We start from the raw sequence: 16,709 nt of genomic DNA, 5'->3' as shown, positions 1-16,709 counted from the left end.
CGGCAGCGGGCTCGCCGCGGCCGGTGACGCGCTGCTGACGACGGGCAGCGGCGGCCAGATCGTCGTGCTCGCGGATGCGCTGCCGCCTGCGCGACGCGGGCTGCATCGCTATCGCGCGGCGGCCGGCGGCGGCTATTACACGATGGCCGCGATGCAGAACGTGGGCTTGGCGCTCGAAGCCGTGCGGGGCTGGCTCGGCTACGCGCAGTGGGCCGATGCGTATGACGAAGCGTTCGCCCACGCGGCGTCGGAACGCCTGTGCTTCCTGCCGTACCTGACGGGCGAGCGTTCGCCGTGGATGAACCCCGATGCGCGCGGCGGCTGGCTCGGCCTCGGGCTCGGCGACACGCGCGGCGCGATGATGCGCGCCGCGTTCGAAGGCGTCGCGTTCGCGTTGCGCGCCGGGCTCGATGCGATCCGCGATGCCGATCGCGGCGATCCGGTCACGATGCTGCGTCTCGCGGGCGGCGGCTCGGTCGATCCGCGCTGGCGCCAACTGCTGGCCGACGCGCTGGGCGCATCGCTCCACGCGATCGACTGCCCGAACGCCGCGACGCGCGGCGCCGCGCTGCTCGCGGGCGTCGCGATCGGGCACTGGCGGGAAGACGCGTTGCATACGCTGGCGCCGGCCGCGTCGCCGGTCGCCGCGCCGCGCGACGATCGCTCGCTGGCCGCGCGCCACGCACGCTTCATCGATCTGTATGCGCGAACGGATGCATGGTTCACGACGGGCGTTTAAACTCGAACACTTGTTCTTTTGCGCCAGCGATGACGCATCGTGGCAAGCCAGCGACCGTTTCCCGCACGCGATGCGCGGCCGGACCGGCCATCATGGCGAGCACGAGATTCTTTCGCCGTGCCGCGCGCGATGCCGCGCGGCACGGTTCCGACCGCTTTGCATGGAACCCGGTGCGAAGCATGGGACCGGCGTCGGTGCTGGTGCATCCCCGCCGGTCGGCATGAGCGCTGACGCGCCAACCCGGGCCGACCTCACACACAGACAGGAGTCACACGATGAAGACGAAAGCAGCGATTGCATGGAAGGCGGGCGCGCCGCTGACGATCGAGGAAGTCGATCTGGAAGGGCCGCGCGCCGGCGAAGTGCTGATCGAGGTGAAGGCGACGGGCATCTGTCACACCGACTACTACACGCTGTCGGGTGCCGATCCGGAAGGGATCTTCCCGGCGATCCTCGGCCATGAAGGCGCGGGCGTCGTGGTCGACGTCGGCCCCGGCGTCGGCACCCTGCGCAAGGGCGACCACGTGATTCCGCTCTACACGCCGGAATGCCGCGAGTGCAAGTTCTGCCTGTCGCGCAAGACCAACCTGTGCCAGAAGATCCGCGCGACGCAGGGCAAGGGCCTGATGCCCGACGCGACGTCGCGCTTCTCGCTCGACGGCAAGCCGCTGTTCCACTACATGGGCACGTCGACGTTCTCGAACTACATCGTCGTGCCGGAGATCGCGGTCGCGAAGGTGCGCGAGGACGCGCCGTTCGACAAGATCTGCTACATCGGCTGCGGCGTGACGACGGGCGTCGGCGCGGTCGTGTACTCGGCGAAGGTCGAGGCCGGTGCGAACGTGGTCGTGTTCGGCCTCGGCGGCATCGGCCTGAACGTGATCCAGGGCGCGAAGATGGTCGGCGCGGACAAGATCATCGGCGTCGACATCAACCCGAAGCGCGTCGAGCTCGCGAAGAAGTTCGGGATGACGCACTTCATCAACCCGAACGAAGTCGAGAACGTGGTCGACCACATCGTGCAGCTGACCGACGGCGGCGCGGATTACTCGTTCGAATGCGTGGGCAACGTGAAGCTGATGCGCCAGGCGCTCGAGTGCACGCACAAGGGCTGGGGCCAGTCGTTCATCATCGGCGTGGCGGCAGCGGGCGAGGAAATCAGCACGCGTCCGTTCCAGCTCGTGACGGGCCGCGAATGGAAGGGCTCGGCGTTCGGCGGCGCGCGCGGCCGCACCGACGTGCCGAAGATCGTCGACTGGTACATGGAAGGCAAGATCAACATCGACGACCTGATCACGCACACGCTGCCGCTCGAGCGGATCAACGAAGGCTTCGACCTGATGAAGGCCGGCGAGTCGATCCGTTCGGTCGTGCTGTACTGACCGGGAGCGCACCGCGATGCTCGAACTCGTTTCCTCGCATGCGTGCCACGGCGGCGAGCAGCGTTTCTACCGTCACGATTCGGCGGCCATCGGCCTGCCGATGAAGTTCTCGGTGTACCTGCCGCCGCAGGCCGCGCATGGCCGCGTGCCGGCGCTGTTCTATCTCGCGGGGCTCACGTGCACCGACGAGACGTTCGCGATCAAGGCCGGCGCGCAGCAATACGCGGCGCAGCACGGCATCGCGCTCGTGATGCCCGATACGAGCCCGCGCGGCGCGGGCGTGCCGGGTGAGACCGATGCATGGGACTTCGGCGTCGGCGCGGGCTTCTACGTCGATGCGACCGAGGCGCCGTGGTCCACGCATTACCGGATGGAGTCGTACGTGACGGGCGAGCTGCGCGAGCTGGTCGCGGCCGAGCTGCCGATCGACGGTGCGCGGCTCGGGATCTTCGGCCATTCGATGGGCGGGCACGGCGCGCTGACGCTCGCGTTGCGCCATCCGGGCCTGTACCGGTCGGTGTCGGCGTTCGCGCCGATCGCCGCGCCGACGCGCTGCCCGTGGGGCGAGAAGGCGTTCTCGGGTTATCTGGGCGCCGATCGCGAAGCGTGGAAGGCACACGACGCGAGCGAGCTCGTCGCGCGCGCCGATGCGCCGAAGTTCGCGGACGGCATCCTCGTCGATCAGGGCCTCGCCGATCAGTTCCTCGCGAACCAGCTGAACCCCGACGTGTTCGAAGCCGCGTGCGCGAAGGCAGGCCAGCCGCTGACGCTGCGCCGCCATCCGGGCTACGACCACGGCTACTACTTCATCTCGACGTTCATCGCCGATCACATCGCGCATCACGCGCGCGTGCTCGCACGGTGAGCGGGCAGGGAAGCAGGTAACGCACACAGCGCGCCGCACGATCGCGGGCGCATGCAAAAACGCCGGCGCTGCCCTCGGGCGCGCCGGCGTTTTTCATTTCCTTCGGGCGGTGATCCGACAGGCGGCGATCAGTGGCGCCGCAACAGGCTCGCGCCGTACACGAGTGCCGACAGCGCGGTGATCCAGAAGCTCGTCGGCCAGTCGGTGTGATACGCGAGCACGATGCCGAGCCACGCTTCGAACAACGCGAACAGCGCGGCGAGCAGCACGCCGGTCGACAGCCGCGTCGTCACGTTCTGCGCGGCGGCAGCCGGCCCGACCAGCAGCGTGAACACCAGCAGCACGCCGACGATCTGCGTCGCCGCGGCCACCGCGAGCGCGCACACCGCGAGGAACAGCATCGACACCGTGCGCAGCGACACGCCCTTGGCTTCGGCCAGCTCGGGCTGCAGCGACGCGAACAGCAGCGGCCGCGCGATCAGCGCGAGCGCGAGCAGGCTCACGGCGCCGATGCCGGCGAGCACCGCGAGCGTGTCGTGGCTCACCGCGAGCACGTTGCCGAACAGCAGCGCGGTGACCTGCGTGGCGAACGACGTGTAGAAATGCAGGAACAGCAGGCCGAAGCCGAGCGCGCCGGACAGGATCACGCCGATCGCGACGTCGCGGCCCGCGAGCTTCTCGCCGAGCGCGCCCATCCCGATCCCGGCCGCGAGCGTGAAGCCGACCATCCCCCAGATCGGCGAGATGCCGAGCAGCACCGCGCCCGTCGCGCCGGTGAAGCCGACGTGCGACAGCGCGTGGCCGGCGAAGGTCTGCCCGCGCAGCACCAGGAAGTAGCCGACGATGCCCGCGAGCACCGCGACGATCCCCGACGCCGCGAAGGCGTTGATCATGAAGTCGTATTCAAACATCGTGCGAATGCCCGGGATGAGCGTGTCCGTGGTGGTGATGGCCGTGGCCGCCGCCACCGCCGTGCGAGTGGCCGTCGTCGTCCTCGTGTTCGTGGTCGTGCTTCTCGATCTCGACGTCGCCCGACATCACGAAGATCTTGCCGTTCACGCGCATTACGTCGATCGGCGAACCGTAGAGCCGCGACAGCACCGGCTTCGTGATCACCTCGTCGACGGTGCCGAGCGCGGCGACGCCGTTGCCGAGATACAGCACGCGATCGAGCGCGTTCAGCAGCGGGTTCAGTTCGTGCGCGGAGAACAGCACGGTGATGCCGAGCTCGCGCTGCACGTTGCGCACGAGCTCGACGACGCCGCGCTGGTGGTTCGGGTCGAGGCTGATCAGTGGCTCGTCGAGCAGCAGCAGCTTCGGGCTGCCGAGCAGGCATTGCGCGAGCAGCAGGCGCTGGCGCTCGCCGCCGGACAGTTCCGACAGCGGCCGGCGCGCAAGCGTCGGGCCGCCGACGAGATCGAGCACGCGGTCGACGTCGCGGCGCGTCGCCGCGTTCGTGTGCGGCAGCCCCCAGCGGTGGCCGTCGGCGGCCATCGCGACGAAGTCGTAGCCGCGCATCCGGCGGTTCGCGAGGCCGCTGCGGATCTGCGGCATGTAGCCGATCGACGGATTGCCGCGCACGACCGGCACGCCGCCGACGGACAGCGTGCCGGCCGACACGGGCACGAGGCCCAGCACCGCGCGCATCAGCGTCGTCTTGCCCGCGCCGTTCGGCCCGAGCACGCCGACGAATTCGCCGGGTTCGATCGAGAAGCTGACGTCGCGTAGGATCGTGCGTCCGCCCAGTTCGAGCGTGACGCGATCGACGGCGAGTGCGTGAGGAGTGGCGGTCATGTCGTTACGGTGGTTTATTGCTTGCCGGCGGCCAGCGCGGCCGAGAGCGCGTCGAGCTGGCCGGCCATCCATTGCTGGAAGGTCTTGCCGGCCGGCTGCGTCTCGGTGACGCTGACGGTCGGCACGCCGCCGTCGCGCGCGATCTTCAGCATGCGCTTGGTCATCGGTTCTTCAGCCTGGCTGTTGTAGATCAGCACGCGCACCTGCTTCTTGCGCAGGTCGTTCTCGAATGCGGCGACGTCCTGCGCGCTCGCTTCGGTGTCGTTCATCGTCGCGAGCTGGAAACGCTGGTTGCGCATGTCGAGGCCGATCGCGTCGGACATGTAGCCGAACACGGGCTCGGTGGCCGTGACCGGCACGCCCTTGTACTGCGCGCGCAGCGCGGCGACCTTGTCGTCGACGGGCTTCAGCGACGCGACGAACTTCTGCAGGTTCGCGTCGTATTCGGCCTTGTTCGCCGGGTCGGCGCGGCCGAGCTCGGCCGCGATCGCGCGTGCGGCGGCCGGCATCGTCGCCGGGTCGTACCACAGGTGCGGGTTGTCGCCGGCCTTCTTGCCGACCAGATCGGCGACGACGATCGTCGCGCGCTTCGCCTGCTTCGACGCGCTGAGCAGCTTGCTCATCCACGGATCGTAGTTGGCGCCGTTGTAGATCACGACCTGCGCGTGCTGGAGCGCGCGGGCCGTTTTCGGGCTCGCTTCGAACAGGTGCGGATCCTGGTCCGGATTGCTGAGGATGCTCGTGACCGCGACGTGGCTGCCGCCGATCTGCGTCGCGACGTCGCCGTAGAAATTCTCGGCGGCCACGACGTTGACGGTTGCGGCCTGCACGAACGCGGGCGCCGCGAGCGACAGGGCGGCAACGGCGGCGGCGAGCCAGCGGACAGGCGACAGGGCACGCCGCGGCGCGCGCTTCAGGGCAATGGACATGGAACTCCTCGTTGGAAGGGGCGGCGCGTGCGCCGCGCGATGCGCGTCAGCGTTGCACGGGCTTGTGCTTGCAGTGCCCGCACAGGCCGCTCAGCTCGACGACCTGGTGGTGGACTTCGAAACCGTGCGCGGGCTCGCTCGCGGACAACTGCTTCGCGAGGTCGCCGCCGGGAATCTCGACGGTGTCGCCGCACGAATCGCAGATCAGGAACTGGCCTTCGTGCGGTACGCCGATCTCGCAGCATGCGAAGAACGCGTTCTTCGATTCGATCCGGTGGATGAAGCCGTGCTCGACGAGGAAATCCAGCGCGCGATAGACGGTCGTGGGCGGCACGCGGCCGCGCTGCGGCTCGAGCTCGGCGAGCAGGTCGTACGCGCCGATCGGGCGCTGCGCGGCCAGCACGCGTTCGTAGACCTGGCGGCGCAGCGGCGTCCACGCGAGCCCGTGCTCGGCGGCGAATGCGTCGGCCCGGGACAGCCGGGCGTCAATGGACGATGAGGTAGCCATGGCGTGAAGCAGGGCGTGAAACAAAGTATGGCGATGATATAACGTATCGCCGCGCCGTGCAGCGCGAATTCCCCTTTCCGTCCTCGCTCCGTCCCCTTCATCGCCGATCCGACCGCGCCGCACCGTGCGCGCTGTGCCTTGCCGGGCGTGCGCGGCGGGGCGCCGCGGTGCGCCGTCGTGCCGCAGCGCGTCATAGAAAGCCGTCACGTCGCCTTGACAGCGCGAATCGCGTATCCGATCATTCGATCACCAACAGAGCAATTGATCGGTTGGCGAGCGTTCGCTCACCTCGCTACCGTCGTAAAGCAGAACGAACCGGAGACAGCCAGTGAGACTGGAAGACAAGGTCGCGATCCTGACGGGCGCCGCAAGCGGCATCGGCGAGGCGGTCGCGCAACGCTATCTGGACGAGGGCGCACGCTGCGTGCTCGTCGACCTGAAGCCGGCAGGCGGCTCGCTTGCGCGGCTCATCGAGGCGAACCCCGGCCGCGCGGTGGCCGTCACCGCGGACGTCACGCGCCGCGACGACATCGAGCGGATCGTCGCCACGACGGTCGAGCGCTTCGGCGGTGTCGACATCCTGTTCAACAACGCGGCGCTGTTCGACATGCGCCCGATCCTCGACGAATCGTGGGACGTGTTCGACCGGCTGTTCTCGGTCAACGTGAAAGGGCTGTTCTTCCTGATGCAGGCCGTCGCGCAGCGGATGGTCGAGCAGGGGCGCGGCGGCAAGATCGTCAACATGTCGTCGCAGGCCGGGCGTCGTGGCGAGGCACTCGTTTCGCACTACTGCGCGACCAAGGCCGCGGTGATCAGCTATACGCAGTCGGCCGCGCTCGCGCTCGCGCCGCACCGGATCAACGTGAACGGCATCGCGCCGGGCGTCGTCGACACGCCGATGTGGGAGCAGGTCGATGCGCTGTTCGCGCGCTACGAGAACCGGCCGCTCGGCGAGAAGAAGCGGCTCGTCGGCGAAGCCGTGCCGCTCGGCCGCATGGGCGTGCCGGGCGACCTGACCGGCGCCGCGCTGTTCCTCGCGTCGTCCGACGCCGACTACGTTACCGCCCAGACGCTGAACGTCGACGGCGGCAACTGGATGAGCTGATATGGTGCCGCTCGCACGCGCCATTTGCCGGCCGGCTCGCGACGCAGCGGTGTCGCCGCACGCCGCGGCCGCCATCGAACGAGGAGGGGCCGCCTGATGGCCGAGATCGTCGTCGCTGGCGAACTGCTCGCCGAATTCGTCGCCGCCGAGCGCGGCCAGGGTTTCGAAACGCCGGGCCTGTTCGAAGGGCCGTTTCCGAGCGGTGCGCCGGCAATCTTCGCCGACCAGGCCGCGCGGCTCGGCGCACGCGTCGCGTATGCGGGCTGCGTCGGTCGCGACGCATTCGGCGACGCGATCGTCGCGCGGCTCGAACGCGATGGGGTCGACGTCGCGCGCATTCGTCGCGTCGCGCGCCCGACCGGCACCGCGTTCGTCGCGTATCGCGACGACGGCTCGCGCAGCTTCGTCTATACGCTGTCCACCAGTGCGGCCGCATGCGTCGATGCGTCCGATGTCGATACCGCGATGTTCGACGGCTGCCGCTATTTCCACGTGATGGGCTCGTCGCTGACGAGCGAATCGGCGATCGCGGCGGTGCAGCGCGGCGTGATCGAGGCGGCGCGCGCCGGCGCGAAAGTGTCGTTCGATCCGAACGTGCGGCCCGAAATGCTGAGCTTTCGCCCGATGCGGGCGGCACTCGACGCGATGCTCGCCGCGTGCCACCTGTTCCTGCCGAGCGAAGCCGACCTGCCGTTCTTCTGCGGACCGCAGCCGGCCGAGCGCGCGATCGCGGGCCTGCTCGCGACGCATCCGCTGCTCGAGCGTGTCGTGCTGAAACGCGGCGCGCAAGGCAGCGTCGCGTTCGATCGCGCGAACCGGGCGGAAGCGCCTGCGTTTCAGGTCGACGAAGTCGATCCGACCGGCGCCGGCGACTGCTTTGGCGGCACGCTGGTCGCGAGCCTCGTCGCGGGCATGCCGATCGAGGTCGCGCTGCGCCGCGCGAACGCGGCCGGGGCGATCGCGGTCACGCGGCGCGGCCCGATGGAAGGTAACAGCAGCGCGGCCGAAATCGACCGCTTCCTGACCGAACGAGGTATTGCATGTCCGGCCTGACGACCTTCGCCGAACGTTCGCGCACCGCGCATGCGGACGCGGTGCTGCGGATGATCTTCGACGCGAACCGCGCGGACGCGCAGCGCGGCATCTATTCGATCTGCAGCGCGCACCGGCTCGTGCTGGAGGCCGCGTGCGAAGCCGCGCGCGCGGACGGTTCGCCGCTGCTGATCGAGGCGACCTGCAACCAGGTGAACCATCTCGGCGGCTATACGGGCATGACGCCCGCCGATTTCCGCCGCGACGTCGACGCGATTGCGCAACGTTGCGGGCTTGCCCCGTCGGCGCTCGTGCTCGGCGGCGACCACCTCGGCCCGAATCCGTGGCGGCATCGGCGCGCAGCCGACGCAATGCGTGAAGCGGGCGCGATGGTCGCCGCATACGTCGAAGCCGGCTTCGAAAAGATCCACCTCGATGCGAGCATGGCATGCGCGGACGATCCGGTGCGGCTCGACGATCGCACGATCGCCGCACGCGCGGCCGAGCTGTGCCGCGCGGCGGAAGACGCGGCTGCGCGCGCCGGCATCGCGCCCGTCTACGTGATCGGCACCGAGGTGCCGACACCGGGCGGCGAAGTCAGCGGCAGCGGCGACGATGCGGCGATCGCGCAGATCGCGGTCACGCGCAGCGACAGCATCGCGGCGACGCTCGATGCGCACGGCCACGCGTTCGCGGCGGCCGGGCTCGACGATGCATGGACACGCGTCGTCGCGATCGTCGCGCAGCCGGGCGTCGATTTCGACGATCGCCACGTGCTCGACTACGACAGCGCCAGGGCCGCGTCGCTCGGCGCGAGTATCCTGCAGACACCGCGTCTCGTGTTCGAAGCGCATTCGACCGACTACCAGACCGAGGGCGCACTCGCCGCGCTCGTGCGCGACCACTTCGCGGTGCTGAAGGTCGGTCCTGCACTGACGTTCGCGCTGCGCGAGGCGCTGTTCGCGCTGACCTTCATCGAGGACGCGCTGATCGGCGAGCTCGCACAGCGCTCGCGGCTGCGCGACGTCGTCGACGCCGCGATGCGTGCGCAGCCCGAGCACTGGGCACCGTACTACCGTGGCGACGAAACCGAGCAGCGGCTCGCGCGCCAGTTCAGCTACAGCGACCGGATCCGCTACTACTGGCTGCAACCGGCCGTCGCGGCCGCGGTCGAGCAACTCTTCGACAACCTCGCGCGGCAGCCGGTGCCGGAAACGCTCGTCGCGCAGTGGTTGCCGGACGTGTACGCGGCCTGCCGCGCGGGCGGCCTCGCAAAAGAGCCGCGCGCCTGGGTGCGCCACCGGATACGCGACGTGATCGCGCACTATGCGCGCGCGTGCGGAATGCAGCGGCCGGCGTGACGGGCCGTGAAGGAAACGCAGTACCGACGACACTTCGAACAAACACAGGAGACATGCCATGCAACGAAAGATGCTCGACGCCGCCGCGCGCTGCTTCGCCGGAGCCGCGCTCGCGACGGCGGCCTGCGCCGCGTCCGCCGGCACGCTGACAATCGCGACGCTGAACAATCCCGACATGATCGAGCTGAAGAAGCTGTCGCCGGCGTTCGAGAAGGCGAACCCGGACATCAAGCTGAACTGGGTGATCCTCGAGGAGAACGTGCTGCGCCAGCGCGCGACGACCGACATCACGACCGGCAGCGGCCAGTTCGACGTGATGGCGATCGGCACCTACGAGACGCCGCAGTGGGGCAAACGCGGCTGGCTCGCGCCGATGACGGGCCTGCCCGCCGACTACGACCTGAACGACATCGTGAAGACCGCGCGCGACAGCCTGTCGTACAACGGCCAGCTGTACGCGCTGCCGTTCTACGTCGAGAGCTCGATGACGTTCTACCGCAAGGACCTGTTCGCGGCGAAGGGGCTGAAGATGCCCGACCAGCCGACCTACGACCAGATCGCCGAATTCGCGGACAAGCTCACCGACAAGGCGAAGGGCACCTACGGGATCTGCCTGCGCGGCAAGGCCGGGTGGGGCGAGAACATGGCGTACGTGTCGACGGTCGTGAACACGTTCGGCGGGCGCTGGTTCGACGAGAACTGGAATGCGCAGCTCACGTCGCCGGAATGGAAGAAGGCGATCACGTTCTACGTGAACCTGCTGAAGAAGGACGGCCCGCCGGGAGCGAGCTCGAACGGCTTCAACGAGAACCTGACCCTGACCGCATCGGGCAAGTGCGCGATGTGGATCGATGCGACGGTCGCGGCCGGCATGCTCTATAACAAACAGCAGTCGCAGGTCGCCGACAGGATCGGCTTCGCGGCCGCGCCGGTCGCGGCCACGCCGAAGGGCTCGCACTGGCTGTGGGCCTGGGCGCTGGCGGTGCCGAAGACGTCGAAGCAGCAGGACGCCGCGCGCAAGTTCATCGCGTGGGCGACGTCGAAGCAGTACATCGAGATGGTCGGCAAGGACGAAGGCTGGGCGTCGGTACCGCCGGGCACGCGCACGTCGACGTATCAGCGCCCCGAGTATAAGGCCGCCGCACCGTTCTCGGACTTCGTGCTGAAGGCGATCGAGACGGCCGACCCGAACGATCCGTCGCTGAAGAAGGTGCCATACACGGGCGTGCAGTACGTCGGGATTCCTGAATTCCAGTCGTTCGGCACGGTGGTCGGCCAGTCGATCGCCGGTGCGGTGGCCGGCCAGATGACGGTCGACCAGGCGCTTGCCGCCGGGCAGGCCGCCGCCGACCGCGCAGTGCGGCAGGCCGGCTACAAGAAGTAACGCGGCCCGCACCGTGCGCGCTGGCGCACGGTGCGCGTCGTCGAAGCTGACAGGCGGGCAAGCCTTCGCGCCCGCGCATCAACCGGAGGGACTCCGATCATGCGTCACCTGCGTCTTCCCCTGAACCATGCTCACGCGCCGTCGGTCGGCGACGCGTCGTCGCCGCCCGGCGCGCCGCGCCGCACGCGCGGCGGTGCGAGCTGGCTCGTCTCGCCGTCCGTCGCGGTGCTGCTGCTGTGGATGTCGATTCCGCTCGCGATGACGATCTGGTATTCGTTCTCGCGCTACAACCTGCTGAACCCGGACGTGAAGGGCTTCGCCGGGCTCGACAACTACCGCTTCCTCGCGACCGATCCGTCGTTCCTGCCCGCGATCTGGCACACGCTCGTGCTGATCGGCGCGGTGCTCGCGATCACGGTGATCGGCGGCGTGCTGATGTCCGTGCTGTTCGACCGCAAGTTCTACGGGCAGGGCGTCGCCCGCCTGCTCGCGATCGCGCCGTTCTTCGTGATGCCGACCGTGTCCGCGCTGATCTGGAAGAACATGATCCTGCATCCGGTGTACGGGCTCGTCGCGAACGCGATGCGTGCGCTCGGGATGACGCCGATCGACTGGTTCGCCGATTACCCGCTCACCGCGGTGATCATCATCGTCTCGTGGCAGTGGCTGCCGTTCGCATTCCTGATCCTGTTCACCGCGATCCAGTCGCTCGACCAGGAGCAGAAGGAAGCCGCACGCATCGACGGCGCGGGCCCGATCGCAATGTTCTTCTACATCACGCTGCCGCACCTGAAGCGCGCGATCGCCGTGGTCGTGATGATGGAGACGATCTTCCTGCTGTCGATTTTCGCGGAGATCTACACGACGACCGGCGGCGGCCCCGGCGACGCGACGACCAACCTGTCGTACCTGATCTATGCGCTCGGCCTGCAGCAGTTCGACGTCGGCCTCGCGTCCGCCGGCGGCATCATCGCCGTGGTGGTCGCGAACGTCGTGTCGTTCTTCCTCGTGCGGATGCTCGCGCGCAACCTGAAGGGGGAATACGAGAAATGAGCGACCTGACCTTCGAAGGCCGGCGCGTGCCGGCCGTGTTCGACCTCGTGCGGCGCGCGCTGCCCGGCACGCTCGCATGGCTGATCGCGCTGCTGCTGTTCTTCCCGATCTTCTGGATGGCGATCACCGCGTTCAAGACCGAGCAGCAGGCGTACGCGTCGACGCTGTTCTTCATCCCGACGCTCGACAGCTTCCGCGAGGTGTTCGCGCGCAGCAACTACTTCGCGTTCGCGTGGAATTCGGTGCTGATCTCGGCGGGCGTTACGGTGATCTCGCTGCTGTTCGCGGTGCCGGCCGCGTACGCGATGGCGTTCTTCCCGAACCACCGTACGCAGAAGGTGCTGCTGTGGATGCTGTCGACGAAGATGATGCCGTCGGTCGGCGTGCTCGTGCCGATCTACCTGCTGTGGAAGAACGCGGGGCTGCTCGATACCGTGTCGGGCCTCGTGATCGTCTACACGCTGATCAACCTGCCGATCGCGGTGTGGATGACCTTCACGTACTTCAACGAGATCCCGAAGGACATCCTCGAAGCGGGGCGCATCGACGGCGCGTCGACGTGGCAGGAGATCGTCTACCTGCTGATGCCGATGGCGCTGCCGGGGCTCGCGTCGACCGCGCTGCTGCTCGTGATCCTGTCGTGGAACGAGGCGTTCTGGAGCATCAACCTGTCGAGCTCGAACGCGGCGCCGCTGACCGTGTTCATCGCGTCGTACTCGAGCCCCGAGGGGCTGTTCTGGGCGAAGCTGTCCGCGGCTTCGTTGCTGGCCGTCGCGCCGATCCTGATCGTCGGCTGGCTGTCGCAGAAGCAGCTCGTGCGCGGGCTCACGTTCGGAGCCGTCAAATGACCGCGATGAACGTCCTGATCTGCGATTGCGACGGCGTGCTGATCGACAGCGAAGCGGTGGCGGCCGACGTGATCGTGCGCGAACTTGATGCCCGCTGGCCGGGTGTCGATGCGCGGCCGGCCGTGATGCCGCTGCTCGGGCTGCGCATCGAACGCGTGCTGGCCGGCGCGGGCGAGGCTGTCGGGCGCACGCTGTCGAACGACGACGTCGTCGAAATCCGCGCCGCGGTCGAGGCGGCGGCCGTCAATGCGCCGATGGTCGACGGCATCGATGCGGCGCTGGCCGCGATTCAACTGACGACGGCCTGCGCGAGCAACAGCTACCGCGCGTACGTCGAGGCGGCGCTGGCGCGCACGGGCCTCGCGCGCTTCTTCGGTAACCGGCTGTTCTGCGCGGATGCCGTCGCGCGGCCGAAGCCGGCGCCCGACGTGTATCTCGCCGCTGCGCGCACGCTCGGCGTCGCGCCGGCCCAGTGCCTCGTGGTCGAGGACAGCGTGACCGGCATCACCGCGGCCGCCGCGGCCGGCATGACCGTGCTCGGCTTCGTCGGCGGCGGGCATGCGTCGGACGCGCAGATCGACGCGTTGCGCGGGATCGGCGCGCGTCACGTATTCGACGACATGCACGAGCTACCCGGCTACGTCGCGCGCTGGCAGGCGACCGGCGCGGTCCTGCCGAACTGACAATCACTGGCAACGCCAAGGCGCCGCGCTCGACGCGGCGCATCACGAACGAACGGAGACAGATCATGGCAAGCGTGCTCCTGCGCAACATCGCGAAGCGCTACGACGACACCGAAGTGCTGCGCAACGTGAACCTCGACATCGCCGACGGCGAATTCGTCGTGTTCGTCGGCCCGAGCGGCTGCGGCAAATCCACGCTGATGCGGATGATCGCCGGCCTCGAGGACATCTCGAGCGGCGACCTGCTGATCGACGGCGCGAAGGTCAACGACGTGCCGAGCGCGAAGCGCGGCATCGCGATGGTGTTCCAGTCGTATGCGCTGTACCCGCACATGACGCTGTACGACAACATGGCGTTCGGGCTGAAGCTCGCGGGCGCGAAGAAGCCGGAGATCGACCAGGCCGTGAAGCAGGCCGCGAAGATCCTGCACATCGACCATCTGCTCGATCGCAAGCCGAAGCAGCTGTCGGGCGGCCAGCGGCAGCGCGTCGCGATCGGCCGCGCGATCACGCGCAAGCCGAAGGTGTTCCTGTTCGACGAGCCGCTGTCGAACCTCGACGCGGCGCTGCGCGTGAAGATGCGGCTGGAATTCGCGCGGCTGCACGACGAGCTGAAGACGACGATGATCTACGTGACGCACGACCAGGTCGAGGCGATGACGCTCGCGGACAAGATCGTCGTGCTGTCGGGCGGCGCGGTACAGCAGGTCGGTACGCCGAACGAGCTGTATCACGCGCCGGCGAACCAGTTCGTCGCGGGCTTCATCGGCTCGCCGAAGATGAACTTCCTGAAGGGCACCGTCGAATCGGTCGATGCCGGTGGCGTGCTCGTGCGTTTCGACAGCGGCGAGACGCAGCGTGTCGCGGTCGAAGCGGCAGGGCTGCAGCGCGGTGCGGCGGTGACGGTCGGCGTGCGGCCCGAGCACCTGAAAGTCGAAGCGGCGGCGACCGGCGTCGCAGCGAAGACGATGGCCGTCGAATCGCTCGGCGATGCCGCGTACCTGTATGCGGAATCGGCCGTCGCGCCGGACGGGCTGATCGCGCGGATTCCGCCGCTCGACACGTACCGCACCGGCGAGGCGCTGCATGTGCACGCGGAAGCCGAGCATTGCCACCTGTTCGACGAGCACGGGCAGGCGTTCCGCCGGCTGAGCGTGCACGCGAAGGCCGCATGACGGCCGGCCGCGCTCACACCGGCAGGTGCGCGGCCATGTAATCGACGAACGCGCGCAGCTTCGGCGTCGGGTGGCGCCCTGACGGCCACAGCACGTAGATCGGCGTGCAGCTCGCGACGTGCTCGTCGAGCACCGCGCGCAGCGTGCCGTCTTCGAGCGCGTCGCGCACGAAGAAGATGGGCAGGCACGCGATGCCGAGCCCGCGCAGCGCGAAGCACAAGCGCGCTTCCGCGCTGTTGCTGACCATCGCGACCGGCACCTCGGGCAGCGTGCCCGCGCGCGGTACGCGCAGCGGCCAGGTTTCGAGCTTGCCGCTGGTCGGGAAACGGTAGTGCAGGCAGCGGTGCTGCGTGAGATCGGCCGGCGTGCGCGGCGTGCCGTGCCGGTCGAGATAGTCGGGCGACGCGACGAGGTGCTGGCGGAAGTGGCCGAGCAGCCGCGACGACAGCCGCGAATCCGACGGCTGGCCGGTGCGCAGCACCGCGTCGAAGCCTTCGTCGACGACGTCGACGAGCCGGTCGCTGAAGTCGATGTCGAGCTCGATCTCCGGATACGCGGCCATGAAATCGGCGAGCACCGGCAGCAGCAGCGTGCCGATCGTCGGCAGGCTCACACGCAAGCGCCCGCGCGGCGCTTCGGCGCTGTGCGTCAGTTCCTGCTCGGCGGCGTCGAGCTCGGCGAGCACGCGCCGGCACCGTTCGAGAAAGCGCGTGCCTTCGGCCGTCAGCGTGATGCTGCGCGTACTGCGGTGAAAGAGCCGCACGTTCAGGCGTGCCTCCAGCCGCGCGATGCGCTTGCCGATCGCCGATGCCGACAGTCCGAGCGCGCGCCCGGCCGCGACGAAACTGCGCGTTTCCGCGACCTGAACGAACACGACGAAGCCGCCGAGGTTTTCCATGCGAGTTTCCGATTGCGGACGCCGGCGTCCGGATTGTCCGGAACTCTACCCCGGTTTTTCTTCTTGCGTCGGCTCCCTACGATGAGCGCTCGTTCACTGTATGAGGTCTCGCCATGTCATCCCTGCCTGTCTCCGCTGTGCGCGTGGAACCGGAGGCCGCGCTGCGCCACCGGCTCGACGATGCGCTCGATCGCGCGCTTGCCGACACGCGCATGGTCGGCGCGGTCGTGCTGGTCGCGCAGGACGGCGAGCTGCGCTATGCGCGCGCCGTCGGGCTTGCCGATCGCGAAGCCGGCACGCCGATGCGGGAAGACGCGCTGTTCCGTCTGTCGTCGGTCACGAAGCCGGTCGTGGCGGCCGCCGCGATGCGGCTGGTCGCGGCAGGCCGCATCGCGCTCGACGAACCGGTCACGCGCTGGTTGCCCGGGTTCCGTCCGGCGTTGCCAGACGGCACGCCTGCCGTCATCACGTTGCGTCATCTGCTATCGCATACGGCCGGCCTCGGCTACCGCTTCCTCGAAGCGGACGGCGACGGCCCGTATGCGCGTGCCGGCGTGTCCGACGGGATGGATCGCTCGGGTCTGTCGCTCGCCGAGAACCTGCGGCGCATCGCCGGCGTGCCGCTGCAGTTCGCGCCGGGCACGTCGTGGGGCTATTCGCTCGCGATCGACGTGGTCGGCGCGCTGATCGAGGCGGTCGACGGGCGGCCGCTCGCCGACGCGGTGGCCGCACTTGTCACGACACCGCTCGGGATGACCGGCACCGCGTTCGTCGCGCACGACGCCGCGCGCTTCGCGACGCCGTACGTGAGCACGCCGGGCGCCCCGCGCCGGATGGCGGACGTCGATCTCGTGCCGGTGTTCGACGGCACGATCGGCATCCGCTTCGAGCCGGCGCGCGCGTTCGATGCCGATGCGTGGCCGTCGGGCGGCGCGGGGATGGTCGGCACCGCG

Annotated in this window: 17 protein-coding genes; 12 read left to right on the top strand and 5 right to left on the bottom strand. The window is 68.9% G+C overall.

Annotated elements, in window-relative coordinates; translation table 11 throughout:
* The 3 genes from G3O00_RS29710 to fghA form a co-directional block, all read left to right on the top strand.
* Positions 1–739, top strand: a 739-nt coding sequence (locus G3O00_RS29710; RefSeq protein ID WP_241025399.1) for an FGGY-family carbohydrate kinase, incomplete at its 5' end; no start/stop codon positions are given.
* A gap of 275 nt (positions 740–1,014) precedes the next feature.
* A complete protein-coding gene (locus G3O00_RS29705; RefSeq protein WP_011353045.1) occupies positions 1,015–2,121 on the top strand; it encodes an S-(hydroxymethyl)glutathione dehydrogenase/class III alcohol dehydrogenase in 1,107 nt (368 codons plus the stop codon).
* 16 nt (positions 2,122–2,137) lie between these two features.
* Positions 2,138–2,986, top strand: a complete 849-nt coding sequence (fghA, locus tag G3O00_RS29700) for an S-formylglutathione hydrolase (protein WP_206145158.1) — start codon at positions 2,138–2,140, stop codon at positions 2,984–2,986.
* A 128-nt stretch (positions 2,987–3,114) separates the two neighbouring features.
* On the opposite strand, the gene G3O00_RS29695 is transcribed toward fghA, so the two are convergent.
* Genes G3O00_RS29695 through G3O00_RS29680 form a run of 4 tightly spaced genes read right to left on the bottom strand, consistent with a single transcriptional unit; the run spans position 3,115 to position 6,217 of the window.
* Positions 3,115–3,897 (bottom strand): metal ABC transporter permease, encoded by a 783-nt coding sequence (locus tag G3O00_RS29695; RefSeq protein ID WP_027789245.1) that lies wholly within the window; start codon positions 3,895–3,897, stop codon positions 3,115–3,117.
* On the bottom strand, positions 3,890–4,780 hold the full coding sequence (locus tag G3O00_RS29690; RefSeq protein ID WP_174951512.1) for an ABC transporter ATP-binding protein: 891 nt from the start codon (positions 4,778–4,780) through the stop codon (positions 3,890–3,892). The genes G3O00_RS29695 and G3O00_RS29690 overlap by 8 nt, the downstream gene beginning before the upstream one ends.
* 14 nt (positions 4,781–4,794) lie before the next feature.
* Positions 4,795–5,709, bottom strand: coding sequence for a zinc ABC transporter substrate-binding protein (locus G3O00_RS29685; protein WP_206145157.1), 915 nt, complete (start codon positions 5,707–5,709; stop codon positions 4,795–4,797).
* Between the two features lie 46 nt (positions 5,710–5,755).
* Entirely contained in the window at positions 5,756–6,217 is a 462-nt protein-coding gene (locus G3O00_RS29680) for a Fur family transcriptional regulator (RefSeq protein ID WP_011353040.1), read from the bottom strand.
* 328 nt (positions 6,218–6,545) lie between these two features.
* Between G3O00_RS29680 and G3O00_RS29675 the strand changes: the two genes are divergently transcribed.
* The 8 genes from G3O00_RS29675 (at position 6,546) to ugpC (ending at position 14,858) form a co-directional block, all read left to right on the top strand.
* On the top strand, positions 6,546–7,322 hold the full coding sequence (locus G3O00_RS29675) for an L-iditol 2-dehydrogenase (RefSeq protein WP_011353039.1): 777 nt from the start codon (positions 6,546–6,548) through the stop codon (positions 7,320–7,322).
* A 96-nt stretch (positions 7,323–7,418) separates the two neighbouring features.
* Positions 7,419–8,375: a sugar kinase gene (locus G3O00_RS29670; RefSeq protein WP_206145156.1), complete on the top strand. Its 957-nt coding sequence runs from the start codon at positions 7,419–7,421 to the stop codon at positions 8,373–8,375.
* Positions 8,363–9,715 (top strand): D-tagatose-bisphosphate aldolase, class II, non-catalytic subunit, encoded by a 1,353-nt coding sequence (locus G3O00_RS29665; RefSeq protein ID WP_206145155.1) that lies wholly within the window; start codon positions 8,363–8,365, stop codon positions 9,713–9,715. The genes G3O00_RS29670 and G3O00_RS29665 overlap by 13 nt, the downstream gene beginning before the upstream one ends.
* Before the next feature lie 58 nt (positions 9,716–9,773).
* Entirely contained in the window at positions 9,774–11,099 is a 1,326-nt protein-coding gene (locus tag G3O00_RS29660; protein ID WP_174930644.1) for a sugar ABC transporter substrate-binding protein, read from the top strand.
* A 99-nt stretch (positions 11,100–11,198) separates the two neighbouring features.
* The gene (locus G3O00_RS29655) at positions 11,199–12,152 is read left to right on the top strand and encodes a sugar ABC transporter permease (RefSeq protein WP_206145154.1); all 954 of its coding nucleotides are present in this window, start codon (positions 11,199–11,201) and stop codon (positions 12,150–12,152) included.
* Entirely contained in the window at positions 12,149–13,000 is an 852-nt protein-coding gene (locus G3O00_RS29650) for a carbohydrate ABC transporter permease (RefSeq protein WP_011353034.1), read from the top strand. Before G3O00_RS29655 ends, G3O00_RS29650 begins: the two co-directional genes overlap by 4 nt.
* Positions 12,997–13,683, top strand: coding sequence for an HAD family phosphatase (locus G3O00_RS29645; protein ID WP_206145153.1), 687 nt, complete (start codon positions 12,997–12,999; stop codon positions 13,681–13,683). Before G3O00_RS29650 ends, G3O00_RS29645 begins: the two co-directional genes overlap by 4 nt.
* Positions 13,684–13,748: 65 nt before the next feature.
* A complete protein-coding gene (ugpC, locus tag G3O00_RS29640; protein ID WP_174918490.1) occupies positions 13,749–14,858 on the top strand; it encodes a sn-glycerol-3-phosphate ABC transporter ATP-binding protein UgpC in 1,110 nt (369 codons plus the stop codon).
* 13 nt (positions 14,859–14,871) lie between these two features.
* Here ugpC and G3O00_RS29635 read toward each other — a convergent pair whose 3' ends face one another.
* Positions 14,872–15,756: a LysR family transcriptional regulator gene (locus G3O00_RS29635; RefSeq protein ID WP_206145152.1), complete on the bottom strand. Its 885-nt coding sequence runs from the start codon at positions 15,754–15,756 to the stop codon at positions 14,872–14,874.
* 113 nt (positions 15,757–15,869) lie between these two features.
* Here G3O00_RS29635 and G3O00_RS29630 point away from each other — a divergent pair.
* Positions 15,870–16,709, top strand: an 840-nt coding sequence (locus G3O00_RS29630) for a serine hydrolase domain-containing protein (RefSeq protein WP_206145151.1), incomplete at its 3' end; no start/stop codon positions are given.

The sequence above is a fragment of the Burkholderia sp. Ac-20384 genome (assembly GCF_017104605.1).
Lineage (GTDB): Bacteria > Pseudomonadota > Gammaproteobacteria > Burkholderiales > Burkholderiaceae > Burkholderia > Burkholderia lata.
The sequence above is the reverse complement of the archived record's forward strand: the minus strand, read 5'-3'. Positions and strand labels throughout refer to the sequence as shown.

Excerpts from the sequence above, each read along its gene's own strand:
- G3O00_RS29645 (WP_206145153.1), top strand. The coding sequence starts at position 12,997 with ATGACCGCGATGAACGTCCTGATCTGCGATTGCGACGGCGTGCTGATC.
- G3O00_RS29660 (WP_174930644.1), top strand. The coding sequence starts at position 9,774 with ATGCAACGAAAGATGCTCGACGCCGCCGCGCGCTGCTTCGCCGGAGCC.
- G3O00_RS29665 (WP_206145155.1), top strand. The coding sequence starts at position 8,363 with ATGTCCGGCCTGACGACCTTCGCCGAACGTTCGCGCACCGCGCATGCG.
- G3O00_RS29705 (WP_011353045.1), top strand. The coding sequence starts at position 1,015 with ATGAAGACGAAAGCAGCGATTGCATGGAAGGCGGGCGCGCCGCTGACG.
- G3O00_RS29680 (WP_011353040.1), bottom strand. The coding sequence starts at position 6,217 with ATGGCTACCTCATCGTCCATTGACGCCCGGCTGTCCCGGGCCGACGCA.
- fghA (WP_206145158.1), top strand. The coding sequence starts at position 2,138 with ATGCTCGAACTCGTTTCCTCGCATGCGTGCCACGGCGGCGAGCAGCGT.
- G3O00_RS29655 (WP_206145154.1), top strand. The coding sequence starts at position 11,199 with ATGCGTCACCTGCGTCTTCCCCTGAACCATGCTCACGCGCCGTCGGTC.
- G3O00_RS29650 (WP_011353034.1), top strand. The coding sequence starts at position 12,149 with ATGAGCGACCTGACCTTCGAAGGCCGGCGCGTGCCGGCCGTGTTCGAC.
- G3O00_RS29695 (WP_027789245.1), bottom strand. The coding sequence starts at position 3,897 with ATGTTTGAATACGACTTCATGATCAACGCCTTCGCGGCGTCGGGGATC.
- G3O00_RS29635 (WP_206145152.1), bottom strand. The coding sequence starts at position 15,756 with ATGGAAAACCTCGGCGGCTTCGTCGTGTTCGTTCAGGTCGCGGAAACG.
- ugpC (WP_174918490.1), top strand. The coding sequence starts at position 13,749 with ATGGCAAGCGTGCTCCTGCGCAACATCGCGAAGCGCTACGACGACACC.
- G3O00_RS29685 (WP_206145157.1), bottom strand. The coding sequence starts at position 5,709 with ATGTCCATTGCCCTGAAGCGCGCGCCGCGGCGTGCCCTGTCGCCTGTC.
- G3O00_RS29690 (WP_174951512.1), bottom strand. The coding sequence starts at position 4,780 with ATGACCGCCACTCCTCACGCACTCGCCGTCGATCGCGTCACGCTCGAA.
- G3O00_RS29670 (WP_206145156.1), top strand. The coding sequence starts at position 7,419 with ATGGCCGAGATCGTCGTCGCTGGCGAACTGCTCGCCGAATTCGTCGCC.